Here is a 23638-nt window from a genome sequence, read left to right on the forward strand (position 1 = left end):
TCTGATCCGCCCCGTGCACCTGGAAAACGTTCTTCGCCAAATCCAGGCCAATCATGCTAATCTCATCCATAGACGCCTCCATTCAGGTTGTTTGTAAACCCACAATGGCACACCAAGGCCAGCGGGGGCGTCTACACCTTCAGAACCGGATCAGAGAGGTATTCTGCGATTTCTTGACATTTTTTCCATGTTTTGTTAGGGTTTAGAGGTTATTTCAGCGTCATTTCTTTAATTAGGGGCCAAAAATGCACCCCATTTACATTCCCTACATTACCTTTTTTAGCCTGACTACTATCGCGCTCTATGCCCTTCACCACGACGGCACCGATCTTCTTTCAGGCGTACTGGATTTCTTAACCTGGTTGTTGGTCTTCGGACTGGCATGCCTGTTTATTTTTGCGTTTACGCAACGCCTTGGGGACACCATTGAACCTGAACCCGACCCAAACGAAGTTGTAAAAAATGGCAATAAAAACAGCGCCAATATCAGGTTTGATCGCCTCATCCTGTTAATTCGCGCCAGTTATTTCTTTATGATCCTGACAATTGGGGTTTGCATTGTTCCTTTTGTTGCGCCCGAGGTAATGATCGGGAAACCAGGGGCCTCAAATGATCAGAACGGCCCGTTCCTGGTGGTCGTCGGATGCGTCGAGGGAAAGTCCGAACAATTAACAACAAGCTGCGCAAACAGCTCTGCAACTCCGCAATGGCTAGTCGGCTTGGGTGCCAGCAAATCACAACTTATTTGGGCGAATACTCCAAATACCGTCACGACAATGAAGGAACAATTTGGTGTCCTTGCAACAGAAATCGCGTCTTTGCCTCAGGTTGGAGAGGCGGATGGAAATGAAACTCAGCTACGGGAAAAAGCTGCTGAAATCAGAAACCTGACCGATCGGCTGAATTCCAGTTTTGCGAACTTTCAGCTTGAAGCCCAACAATTTTCCGCAGTGCAAGGCGCCATCGAAGAGGTTAACAAGGCGATTTCTTCGGTATTGAATGTTGCAACAGCGTTTCCGGATGAGCCGGGCGCCGCCGGTGAAGGCAACGGTGACGCCCAATTGATAAATGCAGCACAGAACATTAACGTCAGGATTCCTGCGGCCAACGAGGCACTGGATGGCTTGGTTCAGCAGATCGGCCAGAATCAGAAAGGAACTCGGTTGGTCGGCGGGTTGGTTGTTCCGCTCTTCGTAATTGTCCTGTCTTTGTTGGGCGGATCGATCAGCATGACCCGTAAACTGCCGGAAATTCAGCTTCGTGCGGCGCCGGGTTACGAAAGCTTCTACCGAACCAAGGTTCAAGGCAAAGTGGCCAATCGCCTGAGCGTGCCGATCAAGCCTGAACAGGCACGAGATTTCCTGATATTTCAAATACTTCAGGTAATGACAGCCCCCTTTCTGGCCATGGTTGTGTTTGCTTCGTTCGAACCCGAGTCAACCGCCGCCGCCGTGATAATCGGGTTTGGCGCCGGTTTCGCCTCGGAGCCGTTGCTGCTGAAGTTGCGTCAGGCCATCGACCATTTTGCTGGACTTACGCCAAAACAGGACGCCCAGACAGAGGAAGCGCTCATCTCTGAGGAAACCAACACCGAGCAAGAGTCCGACGACACGAAAACGACACCGAATGAAGATGCGGCCGTTGCGATCAATGCTGGCCGTCAAAGTCTGGCAAACAAGCCAGCAAATACCCAAAACCCTAATTCCGCCGATTAACCCGTATTCGAAAAGGTCTTAGCATGCCCATTGCCCCAGGAACAATTGAGATCGGCATTTCTCTGGCAAGGGTAACAATCCAGGCCGGGCAACGGCTGGACAGGATTTTTGCAGAAAACAAGGTGGTGACAGCCCCGCTTGCGTGGCCGATTGCGCCGAAGATCCAGTCGCCCACCAAGGTACAGCTCAAACGGGCCCTGGAAGACGTGGTTGCAGGTGAAGAGGCGAGACGGGATGCAGGGGAACTCCCGCAATTGGCGGAAACGCAACTCGAAGCCATCCGAAATGCCATTACGGAACAATCCTTCGACAGGCTTCGGAACCTGGTTCACGATTTCGCGCCCGAGACGATCACATTCGATGTTCAATCCGGCGATGCAGCTTCGGTTTATCTGGAAGCGCTGGAAGAGTCTGGCCACATAAAAAATATGGATACGGCCAGGCAGATTGTGTATTTTCTGGCTCCCGGCACAGACAATCGCCAGCAATCAACCCCATGGCAGGTGGGAACGGTATTATTGGCCGCGGTCGCCGATTTGGCCTTGTCGACACAGGAAACGCTGATCAAGGACGCCCGTCAGAAAAGAATCGTGGCGGGCATTTTGGAAAGACTTGCGACCCTGGAATTGCTGGAAGCCTCTGACGGGCGCAGGCTTTTGTCACAGATTGTTGGGGCGACACTGAACGGCGTAGTTGACGCCAGAGTCCATGTTGATCCGGAAAATCCATGGCTGAGCGGACTGCTTAACGCCCTTGCTGACGCTAGGGCAACGCAACCTACTGACCGGCAAGGCGAGTATATGTTGGGTCTGCTCCGAGGTGACGGATATCGGCAACTCGTGGCTGAAATTCTGGAGCAGGGCTCGGAACATCTTTCAGCCAACAACCAGAAAGCATACCAGACCGCGCTGGCGGATTTTCTGAAGTCTGCCACTCAAATTGTGGAAGCAAGCGCATCGGACTCCGCCAAGGTATTTTTCGAGAAACACTGGCCCGATCTTGTACGCGCCGGTTTCGGGGCCACCCATTCGCACGGACCCCAGTTACTTGAGGGAACCGAGCCTGTTTTGGGAATTGTTCTTCTGACCGCCTTTAAGGAGTTGCAAGATGCTCCCGGTCGCGAATTCCTGAACTCCGAAATGCTCGAAGCCATTGCGGAAGGGTCCATAGCAACTATCGCAGAAAATCCTGAGTTGATTGAGGGAAACTGGCTGAGGGTCATCTTCAGATCCTATGCCTCGGTTATTGCAGAAACAGGCATTCGCGAAGCTTTCAGCAACCAAGCCCTTACCCGTTTTACAAGGGAACTTGCCCGCCGCATTGCACGCTCTCCCGTCTTGCTCGCGTCCAGTTCCGAGGCCGCCACCGAACTTATGCGCTGCATATTGCTGAGCGTTTCCGACCTATCGCAACCTACGGCAGAACTCGTGGCCGAGGCCGCCTTACTCGCCGCTTTGGATACGGCAACAGCCTATCCAGAGGTTTTATTGGTTACTGATGGCACCCCGGACACGGGCTATGCCTCTGCTGTCGCCGCCCTTAGCAGAGAGCTGGCACGCATCGTAAAAACTCACGGGCTGACGGCACTTACCGCCGCCGGGATCGCATCAGGTTCGATCAGGATTATCGCCAGTAGTCCACGATTGTTCATTCGCGATAATAGCGGGCTCGCAGCAGAGATTTTAAATGTAGTTGCACAGATCGCTCAGGACGATCCCTCGAAGCTGATCACTGAAGCGGGATTGCAGACCATTACGAATTCTGTGCTGCGGGCAATGGCCATACGGGGACAGAGCCTGCTTGATGCAAGCGCTTCAAAGAATGAAATGATTTCGTTGCTGGCCGAGGTCATCCGCGAAGGATTGAAACTCGCCGATCAGGAACTTGGCCATTCTGTCGACATTTCCGCCATTCCCAAAGTCATTGGCCGGTTGGTCGATAGCTGGCTGCGTGGACAATTGCTGGCAATAGATTCCACCAATGCATCCTTTGTCGATCAATTCCGCGCAATTGCGGCCCAGATCGCCCCAGAGGATTGAAGTTATTGGATCGATAAACCCGGCAAAAGGAGTTCCGGACATGAAGATTTTAAGGAACCAGTTCCCGGCCTGGCATTGGATTACGTTCTCTTTGGTGATCGTCCTGACGGGCTGCGTAACCAAGAAACAGGTCGAACAGATTGTCGACCAGTCCAATGCAGAAATCATCGCGGGTCAGTTCGAAGGCGGTCCCGACGCTGAGGAGAAAATCCTGAACTTCATTGAACGAAACCCGGACCTGACAGCAGTGAACCAACGACTGCTTGTCCGGCTGGGCGTTTTGTACATGGCGGATAGCAAACCCAATCACGCCTTGGCGGCCTTTGAAGAGGCTGGCCAGATCGGGGATATTTCGCAACTTGGCGAACGTGACCGGATGTTGGTTGAACTTCGAGGTCCGTTGGTCTGGCGGCAAACCCTTGGCGACCCGATAAGCGACGCCAATTTACAAGCCGCCCCCGGTTACCACGCTCAGCTGCGACAATACCTGGATGATCACAACGACCTGAACGATCAGTTGAAGGCGATGGTCCTGGATACCGAAATCTCGGTTGCGCCTCTACTGCCAACCGGCTTCGATGACGAACAGGATACAGAACAGGTTCGGGAACTCCGGGATACACTCCAGGCATCGATGACGGATTATACGGCTTTTTGGGGCGAACAGCAGCACAGGGAAACCGTCCAATTCCTGCGCGGCGGTTCGACCGAAAGTTGCGTGACAGACAGCAGTCAGGTTAGCTTCCGGAACCTGGACCCCTCAACCTTGCCGGATTTGCGTCTTCTGAGGTTCGCCGGGTCCGTTTACTGCAACGTCGAGGCTCTGCTTGAACAACACCAGAAGCTGATGACAGCGTATCGGTTCCAGGACCAGCAATCGAACCAGCTCGGCGGTCAGGAACAAGCCTTGCTCAGAAAGCCTCTCAATACACCGGACTGGATGAACTGCGTGCAGGAAGCCGACAAAACAGACTTCACCTGTTCGGCCTCCTAACAGACGCAGTTGATTTGCGTTGCCTGACCCTTGCGAGGAATGCCCGGCAACAGGCCCGGAGCCTTCAACCCAATCGGATCAACCGACCTTATCCAAAGTCATTTTTGTCCTGACGGTATCGCAATTTGCCCAATGAGCCAGAACCAAGAAGGGACTGGGCGTGTTCAGCCACAAGATCAATACGACCGGCAAAGGCGTCGGTCCGACCGATTTTTTGCATTTGTTTCATTGGGTTTGAAGATTTCAAGGCAGCTGCGATTTTCGGGAATGTGTTCTTTCCCCCCCTTCCCTGATGCAATATGTCCATCGCCATTGCCACCTGAGGCATCGGCCGCCCATCAAGACTTGTACCCAGCGCTTCAACCCTATTGGCAATCCGAGCCACTTTCTTCTTTGCTGTTTCGACGGCCATTTCAACCTGCGCCAGTTGATGGTCCGGGCTGTGGCAGGCCCAATGGACCAGCCGCGAGGCTGCCTGCAACTCCGAAGCGTCCACAGATTTCATATCGCCATTGAGATACTCCATAAAGGCACCTTGCTCGCCGGTTCGGTTGTCGCCGTCCTGTCTGTTCTGTGCGCCTTCCAGTGAAACGGTTCCATTTTGCGTCACCTTGTGAACCCGATCATTCACCAGCCTCAAATCGGGAAAATACCGATCTGCTTCGGGCAAGGCCAAAAGCTTGCGGAACAGAAGAATAAGATTGTCGTTCGGGGTATGTGCCGCAAACTGGAAGAACCCGAATGTGAACGCCGCCCGGTCATAGCTGTTCAGACATGAGAAGGAATTTTTGCTTTCGCCCAATCCGGTCGCCTCTATCAAAGCGGCCCAAGGCCCGAACACCTGTTTCCAGCTTTTGTGGCTGAAAACTGGTGCCTGTTCATCTTTGAACCCTTTGATACGCGCAATGCCCGAAAACCCCTGGAACCTGGCCTCGCCTCCAACATAGCGTTTAGTCCCGTCGACAGGGTCGCGGAATACCCACCTGAACTTGCCGTTGGGCCTCGTCTCTCGGTTGATGGCAACATCAAATGCGTCCTCGTCAACGACTTCGTCGGGTGCATCGTCGAACTCATCTTCCTGTGTGTCGATATTCCCCAGATCAGTGACGAAACCAATATTCTGATCTAGGTTGGCAATACCACTCTCCGGCCATGTGATCCCGATTTCCGCGGCCGTAGCGGGACCGGCCACCAGATCCACACCCGATGGGCCAAATGCCGAAAGTTGCACATCCCGGATCGCCAGAAGCGTGCGGAAACCAATAACGCCATCAGCGCCGGAAGCACCGATATCGAAGCCCGCGTCAATCAGGCCCTGTTGCAAGTGTTCCGCAAGTTCTCCGGTAGAACCGAAGCGAATTGTAGGAACACGGCCTTCCACCCCCAAAGCCACTGTGCGGCTGGCTTCACCCTCATTGAACAAGGCATAACGAAAGCGCCTCTGATCGATCGCATAGGCCGAGTCGATGAAGGATTTCCACGGTCCCTTTTCACCGCCGGGATTGCTGGAGCGACGCCCGGCAGCGCCAGCAACAACCTGGCAACCACGGCTCGAATAGCCAGGCGAAATATGGTCCATGCGCCGTGAACAGTGAAGATTATCAAAGGCTGACTCGTATACTAATCTATCGTCTCCTTCATAGTCTGAATCATCCCCCGTTCGCCAAACCGGAAGTTTGTTGGGGTTCCGAAACGCCCGGTGCGGACCAAGCGGAGAAGACAACCCGTGATCGCCTTTCTGATATCGATGGTCGGACGTTCCCGGCAGATCAGTCAGGTAGCACGGAGCCAGCATGTTCACCCCGTTTCCATTGTTGGAAACGAATTTCGACACATCAGAGATGTTCGGAACCGTACTACCGGCATAGAGGGCAAAACTGTCTCCCGGCCGCCATTGGCCGATTGAACAGCGTTGATGCAAGAAATCCGTTCCCTTTTCTATCAGTTTATGACTTGAAGAAAACTCTCCCTGCGCAGCGACAGGAGAACACCCCCTCAACCCAAAAAACACCAATTCGTCTGACGGCACCTCGAAATTTGCCAGATGAAACATTCCATTAAGTTGTTCTTCTGTGAGTTCAAACATTGTGGTTCCTCAAAATTTGAAAGTGGAACAGGAAGGAAATTCAATTTCCGAATTTTACACCATAAATCGCGATACACCAAATTTGTTGTCGGCTATTCAGCGCCAAAGCGGGTGTTGTTCACATTTACTAGGGTCTGTTGACGTTCAGGATTCCCATTTGTTGTGAGGTTTGATTCAAGGTTGCAAACAGAGGAGAGCAGCCTTGACCCGTTATGTCCTGACCGACGCCCAGTAGGCCATCATCGAACCTTTCTGCCTTGGTAAGGCCGGCGATCCCGGTCAGACTGGCCGTAATCCGCGCCTGTTCATGGAAGCGGTGCTTTGGATCGTGCGCACCGGAGCGCAATGGCGCGAGTTGCCTGGGGAGTTCGGAAATTGGAACTCCGTGTTCAAACGCTTTCGCCGATGGGTCAAGGCAGACGCTTTCTATCGCATGTTCAAAGCTTTAAGCGCTGACGCCGACTGCGAATATGTCATGATCGACGGTACTATTGTGAAAGTTCACCGCGCGGGACAGGGCGCTAAAGGGGGACTCAAAGCCAGGCCATAGGGCGCTCGCGTGGCGGTATCACGACCAAGATCCTGGCGCTCGCAGATGCACTGGGCAACCTGGTCGATTTCCGTCTTCTGCCGGGGCAGGCCCACGACCTGTGTGGCGTTCCGGACCTAATCCAAAACCTCGCCGCTGATCACCTTCTGGCCGACCGCGCTTTCGATGCCAATTGGCTGCGTGACACACTGACAACCCAAGGCATTGCACAGGTCATACCGCCCAAACGCAATCGCATATCACCCGCAGACTACGACGCGGAGACCTACAAATGGCGTCATCTGATCGAGAATTTCTTTGCAAGTCTCAAAGATAACAGGGGCATAGCCACGCGCTATTGCAAGACAGACAGCAGCTTCGTCGCATTCATCTCAATCGCATCAACAATGCTATGGCTCAGGTGAACGTCAACAGACCCTAGCAACTGTATTTCTCAGGGGGTCTGAGCCGACGAGTTTTGCCGAGATTTGAGGAGTGCGTTCGCGATTGTGACGAGCTTTCTAGCGACTGCTGCGATGATGACTTTGTGTGGCTTGCCCGCGTCACGCAAACGATCTGCGAAGATCTTGAGATGCGGATTGTGATGACTCGCGACGAGAGCAGCTTGGAACATGACGTGTCGTACATGTCGCCTTCCGCCACCAATGGCGCGCTTGCCGCGCATCGCACCGTTGTCGTGAGCAATGGGAGCCAGGCCCGTGAGCGCAGCAGCTTGTTCTCCCGAGAGTAGGCCCAGTTCTGGCATTTCCGCGATCAGCATAGTGCTGGCAACGGGGCCGATCCCAGGGACAGAACGCAAGATACCAGCGGTTTGTGCAAGGCCCTGATCTGCGGCGATCGCCTGCGCAATCTGGTCTTCCAATTTACCGATCTGTCGATCCAACAGCGCCCTCAGCTCAGCATCAACTTCAGTGAATATCCCATCCGTTCCCAACTTCTCATGCGCCTTGATCTGCGCCAGAAGTCTCTTGCGCGTCTCGACAAGCTGCGCACGCTTTGATGCCAAGGCTCTGAGAAGGCGCAATTTCCCATGTGGCAGTTCGCGCCCTGCGTCTGGTCGAAATGCCATGAATCGCGCAATGAGTTCCGCGTCGATCCGATCCGTCTTGGCGCGTGTGCCACGGCTGGCGGCGAAGGCTTTGATCTGAGCTGGCGACAACTGCCGGGTCGCAATACCGGCTGCATCCAGAGCGGTCCACAGACGCCATTCCTGCCCTCCAGTCGCCTCGAAACAAACAAGCGCGTGCGTTGATTGTGCCAGACCAACAAGCTGCGCGTGGCCCTCATCTCTGTTTGGAAGCCGCAACCTACGAATGTCCGGGAGACAATGAACGTCAAGCCAATCGCGGCTGACGTCTATGCCCCCTCTCGGCAGATTGCTTCGCAATCACCTGCCGGGCAATGGATGATCTGCTCGTGTGATACTTTGTTCATACCCTCTTCCTTCTGCTCCGCGGTCCAGACCGGCCGCATTCAACTGTTCGAGACGATGAAGAGAGACGGTGCTGGCTCGCTAGGAAACGTGGTCATGCCACAAGGCTCAGACGCCATACACCGCCCCGTCAGTAACCTCGGCAAAGGTGGCTGACGGGGGTTAAGTTAGCAAACTCGAGATACAGAAGGGTCAGGATTCATAACCAATAGATGACAGTTGCCGCGAGTGCGATGGCTGACAGGAAGACCTTGGGACAACGGTCGTAGCGGGTTGCCACACGCCTCCAATCTTTGAGCCTGCCAAACATGATCTCGATGCGGTTTCGCCGCTTGTATCTACGCTTGTCGTATTTTTCCGGCGTCCTTCATATCACCGCTCCGTTTTTCGAGCCGTGAATCATGCAGCGCTTTGAAAATCAATGCATCCTGACCCTAAAACATCTGCCGAAATAGGCGCAATAATACTGCTTCTGGCGGCCTGCTCTATTGGCTAACTGTTTCCCTAAAACCGACCAAGTTCAAGCAAGAAGTTTGACAAAGCGGGCTGTTTTGGGCAAACTTCTTCCATTCCTTTTTTGATCCAAATTTTAAATGAGATGTCTTCTGCACAACATAAGTCACCCGAAGACCCGCCTCCTCCCACAGGCTGGCGGCGCTATTTTGATCTCTTCGCTAACGAAGTTCTGCCACGTGCATTCAGTAGCCTTTTGTTACTCGCTGTGCTGGCTATCACGTTTAGCGGTGTCGGCTCTTCATTCGGGGTACCGAACCTATTCCGCGATGTCCAGAACCACCACGAACAAGTCTGGGCCTGGACTACGTTGAACAGTCCGACCTTGTGGAGCCACGCACTGATGAGTTTCAGCGCGGGTTTGGTCGCGCTAGTGCCTTTGTTCGATTGGTTCTATCGAGAAGATGAGCATCGTCAGCTTCATATCGCCAGTCTTTGGGTTTGGGTTGTGCTCTGCTCGATGTCGGTCGTGATTTACGCGATCCTTGCCTATTTATGGTTTCACGCCGACGGTAGTTCGCTGTTGCCTGGAGAAATGGTTCGGGCAGGCATCGGTACGCTGCTGGGTATCGCTGGGTTCTGGATTGCTCTGATGGTTTCTCTTGCCTGGTTGAACTGGTTCAATGCGTCCTATGAGCAGGAAGAGCAAGAGGAGGATCAAACCACGAATGTGCTGTCTCGACTATTAAGGGTGATCTTAAGACTCACGCGCATTCTCGCGAACGGCATCCGTCGGGGCATCCGGTTGATAAGCAGTGAACCGCGAGATGTGGCCCTGACCCTCTTTTATGCCCCTTTGATGGTTGTGCTGATCGTCATACTCACTTTCGAACGCCTGCTTCCCGGCGTAGCCCTTGTTGGTCTAATCCTTATCGTGTTTTTGGGACTGCGTTGGATGCGGTCCATCAGCCCACCCGCGCGTCTTCTGTGCATTCTGGCCATTGGATATTTCTTCTACTCCGCCTTCGATCAGCGCAACACGGACGGTTTCAAACTGACATTCGATGGCATCCACGGCCCGTCAGGAGATTTGTATGAACAATCGCTGGCCAACCTCTATGACGTGGAAAGTATTAGTGGCGCCGATGCGCAAAACTTGGCGCAGGCGTGCGGCGCGTCTCAGATCGGTGGCGGGGATGTCGATGTATCTCGTGCCATGAACAACTGGCTGGAACATGCAAAGCGAGTTCAAGGCCTGGAAAAACCGAAACTGGTCATAGTCGCTACATCAGGCGGAGCCTATCGAGCTAGTTTCTGGACGGCGATCATACTGGACGAGTTGATAAAACACGATGCTCAGGGACCTCTCAAGGGGCTTGCAAGCAGCGTCAGATTCGTCACCGGTGCATCGGGAGGTATGGTGGCAGGTGCATATTTTTCTGCGATGGCCAAGCCCGCCGGATGGCGCGACAGCCAAGGAGAGACACGGTCGATCCTGGCGCAATTGGAAGCCGATATCATCGCAGCGCAGCGCCCTCACCCGACCCGGCCAAGCTCGACTAAAAAATACTACCATGTCGTGTCCGATCCGTTCGATCGCGACAGTCTTTCATCGGTCGCGCGACAAATGATCCGCCGTGACTTGCCAAGCTTGTTCAAGCCCGGGCGCGAACCAACCGACCGCGGTAAGGTTCTGGAAAAACACTGGGGAACGGTTGATAAACCCTTTGCTGATTTCCGAGCGGGCGAAGAGGCGGGGTGGCGGCCATCGATACTGTTCACACCCATGCTGGTGGAAAGTTCGAAACCCTTGCTAATCACCAATCTGTACATGGGATCGCTACCAGCAGTTGACGCCGGTGAGATGATCGAGTTTTTCGGAGTGTACCCTTGCGCGCGCAGTAGCTTTTCTATGGCAACCGCCGTTAGAATGAGCGCCACGTTTCCCTATATCTCACCAGCGCTTTCCCTGCCTGCACAACCGAGGCAGCGCGTCGTCGATGCCGGATATTACGACAACTACGGCGTATCGTTGGTGAACGCTGTGCTAGCCTCGGATGGTGAAAACTGCTTTAGGCAGTTTGAAAGCATCGAAGAACCGATTTTCGATGTGGAATGCGAACAGGCCCTGCGCCGTGGTGAAGGGATAGACTGTTCGATCAATCCGCAGGATTCGTCGCGCGAAGTGCGCCTTCCATTCTGCATGAGCGAATGGTTGCGGGAAAAGACCTCAGGAATTCTTCTGCTTGAGATTCGAGCATTCGCTCTGGGCACCAAGGCCGAGCCTACTGGCCATTGCGGCAACGCCGCCAAGAGCCGGGAACTAGATAAAGGCGGTCCGCTGGAGTTTTTCACCAGTCCGATCGAAGCCATAATTGGTGCAAGGGGCAAGTCCATGGTGTTTCGCAACGAACAGGCACTGCGTCAGTATGAACAACGCGTGGATAGTGTCCCAATTTATCGCCTGGTTCTTAGCAATTGCCTGCCCATCGGGATGAATTGGATCGTTCCCGATGACGAGTTGGAGCAGATGCGAGCCCATTTTGCTGAATTGTGGTGTAGCGTTCCACAGTTTCCGTGGATTGCTAAAGTCGCCTCGGATGAATTTAGTGCATTGAACCTAACTGCTCAGGACTGGTTAGCACGCGTCTGGTCTGCAGAAATTGGCGTAGCTCGGGCACACTTGCCGAATTCAACCGTTTGTAAAAGAACTTAAAGCATTTCGGTTTTAACCTGAGACATATCCTGCGGCGTTGAAGTAGATGGAGTGGTTGCCGCCCTCCCGTGACGGCATCGCAATGTGCCAAGGTTGTGGTGTTAACAGCCACACAACGGAGAGGACGGCAAGATGCAGGATATGATGATTGGGGTGGATCTGGCAAAGAATGTCTTCCAGATGCACGCTGCTCTGCGGACAGGGGAGGTTCAGTTTCGCAAAAGCTCACGCGCTAGCAGTTCCCCACGTTCATGGCGCGGCAGGCCGCTTGCTTGGTGATCTTCGAGGCGTGCGGGAGCGCGAGCTATTGGGCCCGCGAGATGGCTGCGCTTGGACACGAGGTAAAGCTGATCGCGCCACAATACGCGCGCCCGTTTGTGAAGCGTCAGAAGAACGACGGCGCTGATGCGGAGGCGATCGTGATCGCGGCACGACAACCTGAGATGCGTTTCGTGGAGCCCAAAACGGTTGATCGACGTAGCGCCAGGGCATGAGTTCTTCGAGGCGGTTGATTTTGTGATCCGCGATGCGCTCCAGAACCCAACTCAGCCAGGCTTGCGGGTCGACACCATTGAGCTTGGCGGTTTCAATCAGGGTGAATGCGATTGCCATGGTTTTGCCGCTACCCTCTGATCCGGCAAACATCCAGTTCTTGCGCCCGATGGCGACGGGTTTGACGGCGCGTTCTGCTGCGTTGTTGTCCAGTTCGAGGCAGCCGTGATCCAGATAAGCACGGGCTTTGGGCAGGCGGCCCAGTGCATAGCGGATGGCCTTCGCCAGCGGTGATTTACTGGAGATGCTGGGCAATTGATCGTGCAGCCATTGTTCCAGGTCATCAAAGACGGGTTTGGCCTTGTCCTGTCGCAGGGCGACACGCTCTTGAGGAGATTTGCCCCGCGCTTCTTTTTCCACGGCGTAGAGCTTTGCGATCCTGCGGATGGCCGACGCTGCGATCTGCACATCTTCCTCGAACGTCAGATTGAGTTGATCCAGGCTTTCCGATTTTGAACCGAACCGGTGCCGGTTATGACCTGCCAACTGATGCTGGAGCTTCTCGATCAGCAGGGCTTGGGATTTGACCTCGGCCGCCAGCAGCGCATTGGCGCGGCGCAGCTCAGAAGGGTCATCGGACCCGATATCGAGGTCATTCAGCATCGTCGATCCCCGAACACACGCGTACAAACGCGCCCATCACACCGCCGCCACCGCCAAAACGGCGCGGCCGCCCGCCAAAGAATGGAGCCGCAAGTCACTGAACCGGCTGACAAACGAAACCGCCAAACTGGGGAATTCTAACCTGCCCGTTTTGGGGAAAATTGAGATGCCATTGACACCCGCCTGCCAGTTCAATCTCGATCCGGCCAGAAGAAACCGGCGACGGCACGATGGTGGCAGCCATCGGATCAGCTGAGTCTCGCACCTCGGAACCAATCTCAACCGGCAAGAAGACCGGCTCCGCCGCAACATCGACCACATCTGGTGCAAAGCGCGGATCCTTCAGCCATTTGAAAATCAGATTGGCATTCACCGCATAACGCCATGCAACCTGAGCTACAGAAACACCCGCCAAAGACGCCTGTTGGCAAATCTCGCACTTCTCTTCATCCGACCAAAACCGCTTCTTCCGCTTGCTCATAGAGTGCCCCATGGTGTCCACTATCGATGGTGGACACTTAGACACCCTCTATCAAACGCGTTAGGTCAGCCTCATCGGACGGGCACGTACCTCCCAACTTCGTCTAGCTAACAGAGCGATATCAGCCAATGAGTCCTTTCTATTCGTAGGAGACTGTCGGTTAGGGCCTCCGAGGTATTCCACTCGAAACGGGACAGAGCTTCGTCTGTCTGGTTTATGTTGGCTTGCTTTGAGACGCTAGTTTTTCCGCGCACGTCGTAGCGCTTCAAGAACATCGTTATCGCCAGCCAACGTCTGCGCCACTTCTAGTCCGGTCTTCAGTCTAGAACTCGCTTCATTCGTGTATTTTTCAGGCGAGAGGTGCTCGATCCTCATAAATTCGCTTTTGAGTCCTAGAGTGTTGTGTTCCCAGTCAAACGCCTTTCCGCCGACAGGCCATTCGGTATCTGTTTTCTTGAGCAACGATGTGTCCAAGAAAAAGTTTGGTCCTGCGAAGCCCCCACCGGTACCAGAGCTTTCTGCAACGTAGGCTTTCGTAAAGGCAAAATTTGCTTGAAGCTGCGGGACAGCGTCGAAGGATGGGCGTGCGGTTGACGCTTCCCTTATGGCTTGATCAACTGTGAGAAAGCCGTCCTGATAGCGCTTGAGTATCGAGTTGACCTTCCCATGGTCGGTTTCGATAACTGCCTTTCTACCGCGTATCCTGAAACCGCAAGCCACAACCATCCTGATACCTGGTTGGCTAGCTCTTGCTTCGTGCTGATTGATAGCCTCAAAGAGCTCCCAACTACGCATCAGGAAGTCATGCGACACAGAACTGCTGCGCAGTGACAGATCGCGGAAAACCGCAACTCCGTCGTTGATGACGAGCGTGCGAAAGTTCCTGTTGCTGTGCTCGGCCACAATACGGTGGAAATCTCGCATTCGTTTAATGCTACTCTTTGCACGAGCATCCAGCGGATTGAACTGTGCCTCTGCAATCCTGCCCCCGTAGCCTAGCAAATCGCCCCACGCCACGATTGAAACCTGGAACGGAAATCTTTGGCCTTGGGCCACAGGAGGATTGTTTTTTGAACGCCGTATCACTGAGTATCTCGAAATAAAGACTCGATTAGTACATGTTACTGAGCTTGAAAGGTAGGTAACCATTTCAAAGGCGCACTTTGCCACACGCTAGTGCCGGTCATCTTTTCTGATGACTACATCGCTAGCAATCCCAATTATCCTAGGCGCGGCGATTTGGGCCGACCATTTCAATGCAATCGGTCTCACGGTAGCGAGCGGATAGTCTTCTGTCCGAGGAACGGCTCCGCCAAAACACGCAAATGACTGTCTGGGATTCCAAGCTCCAGCCTAAAAACGTCTCGCGGACGAGCGGGATATGGGTCCACTATAGTGACGCCAGGAAGAGATGTGCGTCGTGAAAAGGCGGCTTTGAAAACGTCGAAGCTTTTATGGTCGGTCCGCGGGAAAGAGTAACCTATCACCAACACTTCGTCACAGTCTTGGAGGGCAGCGCTGGCCTGCTGCCAAAGTGTATCGAATAAAGTCCCAAAGAACTGGTAGCTCTTGTCCTTTACAGGGGGGATGAGCAGCGGCATTGAAGGGAGCCCCTCTTTGCCGGCTTCGCCTTTTGGCATCCACGGCATTCGTGGTTGTGTCTTGACAATCAGATAGCCTTCGGGTGCCGAGCGGCTAGGCACGTCCGTCAAGTTTGGCGGGTAATATCCATAAGTCAGAGGTACGTAGCCTCCCATGTATCGCCCATCGTGTGTCGGATAGGGACGAGTGGCATGTTCATAAACAAAGAGCGACTCCGCAGGAAGAGCATGCGTCAAGACCAGTTCCTCACCTTCGTAGATCGGGTGAGCGGTCAACCAGTTGATAGAGCCGTGAAGCTTAATGAGCGTGTTCGGTGAGGCCCCCATCGCGGGACTGCTCCAGCCATCGCGGAAAACGCTGTAAGGCGGAATGCCATATCCGTCGTCAACCGACCAATCCGCCGCCTCCATCAGCGCACGATCCATCAGCGTGTCCCAGTTGAAAGTCACGACAACATCATCAGGCCCGAGTGACTTTGCTAGATCTATGTGGCTTTGGGAAACTGGACCGTTCGCTATCTCGTTAAGAGTAGTCGCGAAGAGAAAGATGAGCTGATTGTATGGCCTTGCCAACAGAATGCGATCGATCCCACCGTCTTCTTTCTCGACGCTTGCTAGTTTCATGGCAATCTCGCTGTGTATCTCCTCAATGTCGACGCCCGCTGAGAGATATGTATCCGGACTATCAATCCCCTTCTCGAAACGGAGATAGTGATACAATCCATCGCGCATGACCCAAGGATTGTTCGCAGCATCAAGTTTGTAAAACGTCAGGAAGAAGTCATTCGCAATGGGCATCCTCTGTCCAGTGGGTGAAGCGCCGTAACTCTTAGACGCTCCTGCTCCAAGCAAGATCACTCGCATTGAAAAGCCTCACTCATAAATGCCTCATTGAACTGCTCCACCGATGCCGAACTTGGGCGATCACAAGAAATCGAGGTCGTTATGGCGTCGATATTTGATCTGTACAAGTTGATGCAAGCATGCACTTTCCCCCAACGTTAGTCATGCGGCATTTCATTTTCTGCCACTTGAATGCAACGCAGCCGACGAACGGCAGTTTTGTTGATGCTGCTTCGCGGCATTAACGCTAGTTGTGGATGTCCGAATTGGGCCGATTGAGCAAGCAAATGTAAATTGTACAGACCGGTCGCTAAATAGGGCCTTTATTCTCCTGTCTGCTTGGTCTCGAACCTTAGGCCATGTGCGCTGCGGTTGGGGAATCCTTCCCAATAGGTATGAGCGTCCGTGGGAGCACCAGCATCATCTACGTCCCACACGCCTTCTCCAGCGACCGGAGCCAAATCGAAATAGGCTGAACGATCCTGTCCTTTGAGATACTGGTCCAGAAAGGCCGTTACGAAATGCTGGCTGATATTGTTCATCCGCACATTGTCCCAGACCGCGTCGGCATAATGCTCGAACGGAGCCCAGCCTAGTTTTTCGGACGTTGCATAACTTTCCAGAGGCGCTGGCATCGGCGCGCCCGCATTATGATTAGCGTTCTCAAACGTTAGCAGGTGACGCGTCGTGTTCACTGTCCCTTCGAAGATACCCCGGATCGAATCATAGATACTGACGTCATCCACGCCGCCCGCGATCAGCAACAGCGGCGTTTCTACACCTGCCAACCCGCTGCCGTCCCAAAACCCGGTGTTATTGCCCCAGGGCCCGAACGCAACAAAAGCTTTAACGCGGTTGTCCGCGAGCCTAGCATGGCTGTCCGTGCCATTCATGTTCAGTTCGAGCAGCCCTTGAGGAGCGCCCCATTCATACTCTGTGCTAGCCTGGGTGACTCCCGCACCGGCGTAGATCAGAGCGCCATAGCCGCCCATCGAATACCCCACGACGGCGGCGTTTTGGGCATCCGTGATCGTGCCTAGATCATCCTCTAGCGCGGCGATCTGATCAATCACGAAGCGCTGGTCCCAAGGCCGGTTCACCAAGGTTGAGCCGAATGCGGCCTGATCGGAATAGGTGCTATCGGTGTGATCAATGCTGGCGACCACGTATCCCTTGCTAGCGATGTTCTCGGCCAGCGGTGACATCAGCCAGCGGTTGCCTGGGTAGCCATGGCTGACAATCACCAGCGGATACGTACCGTCGGCAACCTCTGCATCGCGTGCCGCACGCCCGATAAGTGTAACGGTCGTTTCGCCGTCGCGGATCACGGTGTCATAGGTTCCGCCCGGTATTGTTCCCGATGCTGCGGGGTACCATACCTCAACAGTCAAAGGACGATCATAGCGCGCGATCTCTCCATCCGCACCCGTGTTGACCACATCTACCTGATCGGGATTGGTGAACATCATCTCGCGCACGCCCACAGGAAGCTCCCCACGGGCGGCGAGCTCCGGAGCATCGGGACGAATGGTATCAATCCGATTTTCCGCATGTGTGGGAAAAGCCAGGTTCGCAAGCGCAGCTCCAGTGACGGCAATTGTGCGGGGCTTCATGGAAATCTCCTATTGATAGCTTTAGACTACTTCAACTTGCTATGGAGACGTCAATTTAATTGGCACTTGGTTAGAACAAATCACGAAGGGCGAACGTCAGCAATGCGGGCTGCGACCGCAGCATTTCGTTCAGTGATCCGACGGCGGCTCAGGGCCGGATATCCAACCAGTACAAGTAGCTATTTTAGGGGCGGGGCCTCGCGATATGCCCTGAGAACTTTCCATGTGCACTCGCGCGAAGGGCATTGGGTGCAGCTAAAGTAGCCGGCGATTTCTTTGATCCAGGTTTGACCGCTGTATTTGTTGAACAGCCGATGCGGCGGTACAAACCACGTCGCCCTGCAGGTCGCACAGGTCACGTTCACAACGTCGGAGGCCGCCAGATCTTGAAGTCTGATGGAGTAGGCCGGTCCCAGTGTAATTTCCCGATAAGGCATGGCGAAAGTATTGGCCTGAGCGTCCCGTCAATCTGACGGCGTTCGATGCGTCGCCGCCTTCAGGTGAAAGTGCTCCGGATCGCCGGTCAACTTTTCCGCCAGAACGTCAATGGCACTCAGAACGTTTTGTGCGGCTTTGTATTCCGGGGATTTGATCTTGGCTTGCGTGCTGACCTTGATCACGCCGCTGCGACCAGTTGCGAGCATTTCCAAGGCTTCGGCCTTATTGACGAACCCGCGTTGTGTTCTTCGACTCATGTTGCACCCATTCCGTTGAACGGGATAAAATATGTTCGTGTTTTGTTCTCATTTCAAGGCAATTCTGATAGTCCGATTCACATCAACCAAGCCATAGGCTGCGACCTTTTAAGGCTCGATTTGCCAAAGATTGCCAATATATGTCATAGTGGTGGTAGATGGAGGTGCCCATGGCAACGATGAATGTTTCCCTGCCGGAACCCATGAAGGATTGGGTTGAGGGACAGACCAAAAGCGGTCGTTACAGCAATTCCAGCGATTACGTGCGCGACCTGATCCGCCGTGATCAGGACCGTCAGACGGCAATAGTCGAGTTGCAGCAGCTGGTGGACGAAGGACTCGCAAGCGGATCTGCGCAGACATTTGACATGGAAGCGTTCTTGAAGCGCAAACGGGAGGAACATGCCTCGAAAACCGATTGACGAATATCGCTTTTCGCCGGCGGCGCAGACCGATCTGGATAAGATCTGGGACTACACGGCAGAGATTTGGTCGCCAGAACAAGCCGAATCCTACTTGCGCGGCCTGGGAGAAAAGCTTGAAGTCCTGTGTAGCTATCCCGAGATCGCCCGAGAACGACTAGAGATCGACCCGCCGGTAAGGCTGCATCCATACCGATCACACCTTATTATCTACCGGATCGAGAGTACCCACCTTGCGATTGTTCGCGTCGTCCACAACCGCCAGCGTTGGCAAGCGCTTCTGAGCGAATAGCTATGGTTCCCACTTTGGAAAAAAACTCTGCCTTGTATCGTCGCGCTGCTTTTTTGCTCAACGAAGCGCAACATAAAGCAAGACGCGACCAGGTGATCACGTTCACCATGCGCGTTCTGTCGAATTACGCGACCGTTGGAAAAGACGGCGGCTCAAGCAAGATGAAGGATGAGAATGTAAGGCTCAGTTCTGGGGCCTATGACCTCATGGGCAAGGTTAGCTCAATAGGGGACTGGCATAAGCTTACCGTCAACGAGCACCCACGCCCCCTTAAGGACATCTGGTCCTGGATACTGGCGGAGGCGGATGAAATTTCGCCATTTGATGTATGGAACTGCTTTGTCGATCACCCGATGATCACATTGACCAAAACCGAAGATTCATTGCTGTCAAAAAGCGGGCTCCGCGCGACTGCCGCACCGGACCGGTACTCATCTCTCGGCATTGAAACCATCGAGGTAGACGAGCCTCCGCGCGATATCATCCGGGCAAGGTTGCAGGTATAGGCCAACTGGTCAGCAGATGCAGGCTAGTTGCGCTGATGGGATTGTGCCGACTGGTGGCAATAATTGGAATATGGCAACTGAACTAACCGGGCCAAACGTGCGGCCCAGTTACACCAAACTACCCGAGCAAATTATTTTGAATAGTCGAACTAGTGAGCATGGGGCGATTATTGAAACTACCGGGACTATTGAGACTATCGGCTCAGAGGCCCAAGCTGGCTCCTCAGATATATGCGACTTCTTTGGAGCCTGTGTCGCTGGTTTGGCCTATGAAGGCAATTTCAAGCGCGTCGTCAGGGAGCGGCCGTTGCAGCACCGCGGCCTCTTCCCCCGAACCGTGCAGCCAGGTCGACAACTCTTCTTCTGTTCGCAAGATGACTGGCGTCGCCTTCGGGTGGATCGGCGCGACGATGCTGTTGGCCTCTGTCGTCAGAAACGCGGTAACGGGCGGTTGATGGATTACTTATTCGCCCCGTTTAAGTGTATGGATTCACGTTGTGAATCCTTTGCAGCAAGAGTTGTGCAACAACGCTCCTAACTGTTCAATTTCTCTCCCAAACAACTCAAGAACACAATCGCTCACCGTTATGTTTAGTTTGGTTTCAACTATTGTTAGGCCGAAATCTTGTTCCTAGCTTCATTAGTATCCGCGAAAGGAGGTAAGCGATGGAATATACTCAGATAAACAGTCACACTGTTGTTGATGAAATGGACCCTCTCGACGTTTGGGACGCACTACAAGCAATACCAGATGCCGTTATGGTAGACGTTCGAACGCATCCAGAATGGCATTTTGTGGGTCGCCCTGATCTTTCTTCTATTGATCGTCGCTTATTGTGTGTCGAATGGCATATCTGGCCACGTATGACCCAAAATCTTGGCTTTCTGTCCGATCTACTGGATGACTTGGGTGACGAGATGCCAGCTCGTCTATTTTTCCTGTGCCGGGCCGGTCCCCGGGCCATTTCCGCCGCAGACGAATTCTCGCGCCAGATGCAGGCGCGTGGCGTGAGTGTGCATTGCACTAATGTTGCGTTTGGCATGGAAGGCGAAATGAACGCACAAGGTCATCGTGGTCTTGTCAATGGATGGAAGAAGGCAGGATTGCCTTGGAAACAGGATTAAAGGATCTGTCGCAGACCTCGCTGGACAACGGCTGTGTCGCAAACTTTGGTCGGCGTGTTGCACCTGTGGAACGTCTCGTTTCTTCGACTCTTGCAGCGGCCGGAACCACTGGCAATCGGCGGATCGCGTCACTCAATTTTGGCCCAAACGTCAATCAAATCTGACCCCAGGACGACTAGCGGATGGAAGCGGACCTTGCTGGGCAGCGCAGCGAAACAGGGCGGAGAGCCCAAAACGACAGATTCTGCACTCTGCACCAACATCCGCTTTTAGTTAGCCAACAAAAATTTTGAACGCTCTTATTTTGCCATCTGCCGCTTAGAGAGGTGGAGTTTAGCTATTCTGAACGTAACCTGTTTCTTGGCTGTAGCGTTGGCCAGAGTACCAGGCCTACGGCGATTTTTTGGAGGATACAGAGCGCGCCGCGGCGTCAGCAAGTTTGGTGGCGGCGTCCACGACTTCCGTCATTGGCGATTTAACAGGTGCGCCAAGATCAACTAAATCTGGAGACAACGCGCCAAATATCTCAGCTATGTTTTCAGGCATCCGCTCCTTAAGCCCATCGCCTGGTGCGCGAGCCAGTGCTAGACCATCAGCACGAGCATCGTAGTAGGCGCTGAGGCGTAAGAAGTAGCGGTATAGGTTGATGAGAATGCGTACCGCAAAGAAGATGAGCGCGAGGATAAGCAGGCGGGCCAATGCAATAAAGAGGAATTCCGAAGTAAAGTTCGAGACAAGTGCTGCCGGCCCATCACTTCCGGATTCTCGTTCTTCCAGTCTTGATGTGATTGGTCCTAAAGCAGCTTCAATATTCGAAGAAGTCTCGCTTAAGTCAGCATGGCGTCTCAAGCGGTCCAGCAATTCCTGTTTATTGGGCCAGACTCTCATTTTTAAGGTCGATGCTTCTTCTAGAAAACCGACAAGAGCATCTTCATCTGTAAGTACATCGTTCGGAAGTAAACTTGTCTCCGATACAAAGAAACGTAGAAAGTTGGACTGACTTTCTCGCGCTGCTAGGAGCAAGCGATCCCCGACGAGGAAAGCTTGCCAACGGTGTATCGGCCCAACATTCAAGCGTTGGGGCAAATAAGTCGTTTGCCAGCCGCCATTCTGCCATCTCCAAATTCGAACAGAACGCTCCCCTGCCAGAGTTGTCCCTTCAACCAATAGCATTCCCGCTTTCGTAGCCGCGGCCAGATAGAGCCGAGGCACCTGTGACCAAGCGTCGGGAAAAGGGGTAGCTGGAGGATCTTGCACACCAAAATCGGTCCACTTGATAATCGAACGATTATTGTCTTCAAAACGCAAAAAAGATTGACCAGGGTACAGAGGTACGTCTGCGACTACCCGTGCGAAAGGTCCTTCGCCATCTTGGCCAACATGTAAGGCGTGCGGAAAAGAGTTCTCTTCGTCTCGCAACCACAAGATGGCGGAACCATCTTGAAGGAGAGCAGTTTGCCACCGTGGTTCACGAGTGCTGAATCCACGACTTTCCCGACTTGCCCGCGCTGCCAAGTCTTGAAACGCCGACCCAGTTTGGCTTACATCAAGATTTACTTCAGTGACTTCACTTAAGTCTGAACTGAGAAACGAAAATTTTACAGCTGAAATGTCTCGAGTATATTCCATCAGAAAGGTAAGTTGACCGACGCTAATCAATTTCCCATCAGTCGAGCCCACGTCATTTTCGCTCCAACTGTCTTCGCCTTCATTCCAAACCAAGCGTCTCAGTTGTCCATCGGATACGCCAAAAACCGCTATTGAACCGCTTGTCAGTCTGCGGAACACACCGTGTGAAATGGGGTGAGTTATGTTTGGGAGACTGAGCGCACTGCCTTCTAGAAAGTCGATAAGACCCAATTCTGTGTTTGTGCTAGAATTGCAATTGCGAGCTTGCAAGTAAAACGAGTCCCTCTCAGATTTCATTCTGAAATACGTGCCCCCTCCTTGACATCTTTCGTCGAACGGGTCGTCAATCTCCACCTGATTTTTACCCAATTGGTCAAGCACAAAATAGCTGCCGCCAATGCTGGCCGCTAAAACAAATCTGTTGTCTACAACCGAGATTCTATCGCGGCCGGCGGATTCGACAGAACCAAAATTTTGCCAGGTTGAGCCGCCGTCCGAGGACATCCATATCGTTGCGACGGAAGAATTTTTGTGGAACGAAAATAATCGATCGCCATTTTTCAGAACTCTCCCAAAGGTCACAAGAGTTGCAGTATCAGTCACCCCCGCCTTACGCACTTCGGCATAGCAAGCGCCCAATTGTGTCAGGCAAGCCTTCATTTCAGAGCGCATCGCTTCAACACCGATTTCTAGTTGATTAAGCTCCTCGACGATCGGCGTTTGTATTGCTTCAATGTCCTCGGCAATCTCCGATAGCACAGCGCTTTGTGCTGTCGTCACATCGCCGAGGAATTGAAACACAACAACGCTTGCCGCTGCCACACCGCCCAAAATACCAGTGAGGAATATCCAAGAGTACCTGCGACATCGACGGGCACGCTTTCGCAGAGCCACTTCGATAGCCGAGACAGAGTTTAAATTCTCAACGTCCGACTGCATAAAAATCGATTTCAGAAACCCTCTGGGCTGCGTTTCATCCGGCTCGGTCGGCATTCTAGAACCACTTTTTTGCTAACCCCAGCAGTGTGTTTGTCAGTTCTTTTTATGTCAAGAATTTGGATCTGCGTTTCTGCTGTTTGCTGAACAGAATTCACTTCCCACTGGAGGCGTCGTCTCGCACCCAGTCAGGTATAGTATGACTGTTGTGTGGCTTTGAAGGTGTAGACGCCCCCGCTGGCCTTGGTGTGCCATTGTGGGTTTACAAACAACCTGAATGGAGGCGTCTATGGATGAGATTAGCATGATTGGCCTGGATTTGGCGAAGAACGTTTTCCAGGTGCACGGGGCGGAT

General features: G+C 53.4%; 18 protein-coding genes and 3 pseudogenes. 10 read left to right on the forward strand and 11 right to left on the reverse strand.

The window, feature by feature from the left end; all coding sequences use genetic code 11:
* Window positions 1-245: 245 nt before the first annotated feature.
* Genes AB1E34_RS24730 through AB1E34_RS24740 form a run of 3 tightly spaced genes read left to right on the forward strand, consistent with a single transcriptional unit; the run spans window position 246 to window position 4748 of the window.
* A complete protein-coding gene (locus AB1E34_RS24730) occupies window positions 246-1715 on the forward strand; it encodes a hypothetical protein (protein ID WP_372574961.1) in 1470 nt (489 codons plus the stop codon).
* Window positions 1716-1738: 23 nt separating this feature from the next.
* Window positions 1739-3754: a hypothetical protein gene (locus AB1E34_RS24735; RefSeq protein WP_372574962.1), complete on the forward strand. Its 2016-nt coding sequence runs from the start codon at window positions 1739-1741 to the stop codon at window positions 3752-3754.
* Between the two features lie 40 nt (window positions 3755-3794).
* Complete coding sequence (locus AB1E34_RS24740) at window positions 3795-4748, forward strand: hypothetical protein (protein ID WP_372574963.1); 954 nt, start codon at window positions 3795-3797, stop codon at window positions 4746-4748.
* Between the two features lie 88 nt (window positions 4749-4836).
* Here AB1E34_RS24740 and AB1E34_RS24745 read toward each other — a convergent pair whose 3' ends face one another.
* Window positions 4837-6834 carry a peptidoglycan-binding domain-containing protein gene (locus tag AB1E34_RS24745; RefSeq protein WP_372574964.1) on the reverse strand — a complete coding sequence of 666 codons (1998 nt, stop codon included), beginning with the start codon at window positions 6832-6834 and terminating at the stop codon, window positions 4837-4839.
* A gap of 238 nt (window positions 6835-7072) precedes the next feature.
* Between AB1E34_RS24745 and AB1E34_RS24750 the strand changes: the two genes are divergently transcribed.
* Window positions 7073-7788, forward strand: a protein-coding gene (locus tag AB1E34_RS24750) for an IS5 family transposase (protein ID WP_372574978.1) whose coding sequence is annotated in 2 segments (ribosomal slippage) — window positions 7073-7367 and window positions 7367-7788 — 717 coding nt in all. Because the reading frame shifts where the segments join, the coding sequence is not laid out codon by codon here.
* A gap of 29 nt (window positions 7789-7817) precedes the next feature.
* Here the strand turns inward: AB1E34_RS24750 and AB1E34_RS24755 are convergent.
* Both AB1E34_RS24755 and AB1E34_RS24760 read right to left on the reverse strand, forming a co-directional pair.
* Entirely contained in the window at window positions 7818-8771 is a 954-nt protein-coding gene (locus AB1E34_RS24755; protein ID WP_372574965.1) for an IS110 family RNA-guided transposase, read from the reverse strand.
* 244 nt (window positions 8772-9015) lie between these two features.
* Window positions 9016-9171, reverse strand: a pseudogene (locus tag AB1E34_RS24760) (transposase); the annotation flags it as partial.
* A gap of 243 nt (window positions 9172-9414) precedes the next feature.
* On the opposite strand from AB1E34_RS24760, the gene AB1E34_RS24765 reads away from it, so the two are divergent.
* Window positions 9415-11985, forward strand: coding sequence for a hypothetical protein (locus AB1E34_RS24765; RefSeq protein WP_372574966.1), 2571 nt, complete (start codon window positions 9415-9417; stop codon window positions 11983-11985).
* A gap of 12 nt (window positions 11986-11997) precedes the next feature.
* Here the strand turns inward: AB1E34_RS24765 and AB1E34_RS24770 are convergent, their stop codons facing one another.
* Window positions 11998-12171, reverse strand: coding sequence for a hypothetical protein (locus tag AB1E34_RS24770; RefSeq protein ID WP_372574967.1), 174 nt, complete (start codon window positions 12169-12171; stop codon window positions 11998-12000).
* On the opposite strand from AB1E34_RS24770, the pseudogene AB1E34_RS26140 reads away from it, so the two are divergent.
* A pseudogene (locus AB1E34_RS26140) lies at window positions 12118-12467 on the forward strand (IS110 family RNA-guided transposase); the annotation flags it as partial. The gene AB1E34_RS24770 and the pseudogene AB1E34_RS26140 sit on opposite strands and share 54 nt — an antisense overlap.
* Here AB1E34_RS26140 and AB1E34_RS24775 read toward each other — a convergent pair.
* From AB1E34_RS24775 to AB1E34_RS24800, 6 genes and pseudogenes are all read right to left on the reverse strand, one after another.
* Window positions 12463-13140: pseudogene (locus AB1E34_RS24775) on the reverse strand (IS66 family transposase); the annotation flags it as partial. The pseudogenes AB1E34_RS26140 and AB1E34_RS24775 sit on opposite strands and share 5 nt — an antisense overlap.
* Before the next feature lie 94 nt (window positions 13141-13234).
* Window positions 13235-13621, reverse strand: a complete 387-nt coding sequence (locus AB1E34_RS24780) for a transposase (protein WP_372574968.1) — start codon at window positions 13619-13621, stop codon at window positions 13235-13237.
* A gap of 237 nt (window positions 13622-13858) precedes the next feature.
* The gene (locus tag AB1E34_RS24785; RefSeq protein WP_372574969.1) at window positions 13859-14638 is read right to left on the reverse strand and encodes a hypothetical protein; all 780 of its coding nucleotides are present in this window, start codon (window positions 14636-14638) and stop codon (window positions 13859-13861) included.
* 251 nt (window positions 14639-14889) lie between these two features.
* Window positions 14890-16020 (reverse strand): hypothetical protein, encoded by a 1131-nt coding sequence (locus AB1E34_RS24790; RefSeq protein WP_372574970.1) that lies wholly within the window; start codon window positions 16018-16020, stop codon window positions 14890-14892.
* A 368-nt stretch (window positions 16021-16388) separates the two neighbouring features.
* The gene (locus AB1E34_RS24795; RefSeq protein WP_372574971.1) at window positions 16389-17678 is read right to left on the reverse strand and encodes an alpha/beta hydrolase family protein; all 1290 of its coding nucleotides are present in this window, start codon (window positions 17676-17678) and stop codon (window positions 16389-16391) included.
* A gap of 464 nt (window positions 17679-18142) precedes the next feature.
* Complete coding sequence (locus AB1E34_RS24800) at window positions 18143-18373, reverse strand: hypothetical protein (RefSeq protein WP_372574972.1); 231 nt, start codon at window positions 18371-18373, stop codon at window positions 18143-18145.
* Window positions 18374-18543: 170 nt separating this feature from the next.
* Here AB1E34_RS24800 and AB1E34_RS24805 point away from each other — a divergent pair, with 170 nt between their 5' ends.
* From AB1E34_RS24805 to AB1E34_RS24820, 4 genes are all read left to right on the forward strand, one after another.
* A complete protein-coding gene (locus tag AB1E34_RS24805) occupies window positions 18544-18795 on the forward strand; it encodes a type II toxin-antitoxin system ParD family antitoxin (protein WP_372574973.1) in 252 nt (83 codons plus the stop codon).
* Window positions 18776-19087, forward strand: a complete 312-nt coding sequence (locus AB1E34_RS24810) for a type II toxin-antitoxin system RelE/ParE family toxin (RefSeq protein ID WP_372574974.1) — start codon at window positions 18776-18778, stop codon at window positions 19085-19087. The genes AB1E34_RS24805 and AB1E34_RS24810 overlap by 20 nt, the downstream gene beginning before the upstream one ends.
* 2 nt (window positions 19088-19089) lie before the next feature.
* Entirely contained in the window at window positions 19090-19593 is a 504-nt protein-coding gene (locus tag AB1E34_RS24815; protein ID WP_372574975.1) for a hypothetical protein, read from the forward strand.
* A gap of 666 nt (window positions 19594-20259) precedes the next feature.
* A complete protein-coding gene (locus AB1E34_RS24820) occupies window positions 20260-20718 on the forward strand; it encodes a rhodanese-like domain-containing protein (protein WP_372574976.1) in 459 nt (152 codons plus the stop codon).
* Between the two features lie 390 nt (window positions 20719-21108).
* Here the strand turns inward: AB1E34_RS24820 and AB1E34_RS24825 are convergent, their stop codons facing one another.
* Window positions 21109-23340 (reverse strand): hypothetical protein, encoded by a 2232-nt coding sequence (locus AB1E34_RS24825; protein ID WP_372574977.1) that lies wholly within the window; start codon window positions 23338-23340, stop codon window positions 21109-21111.
* Window positions 23341-23638: the final 298 nt, after the last annotated feature.

Source organism: Ruegeria jejuensis, from assembly GCF_041537905.1.
GTDB lineage: Bacteria > Pseudomonadota > Alphaproteobacteria > Rhodobacterales > Rhodobacteraceae > Ruegeria_C.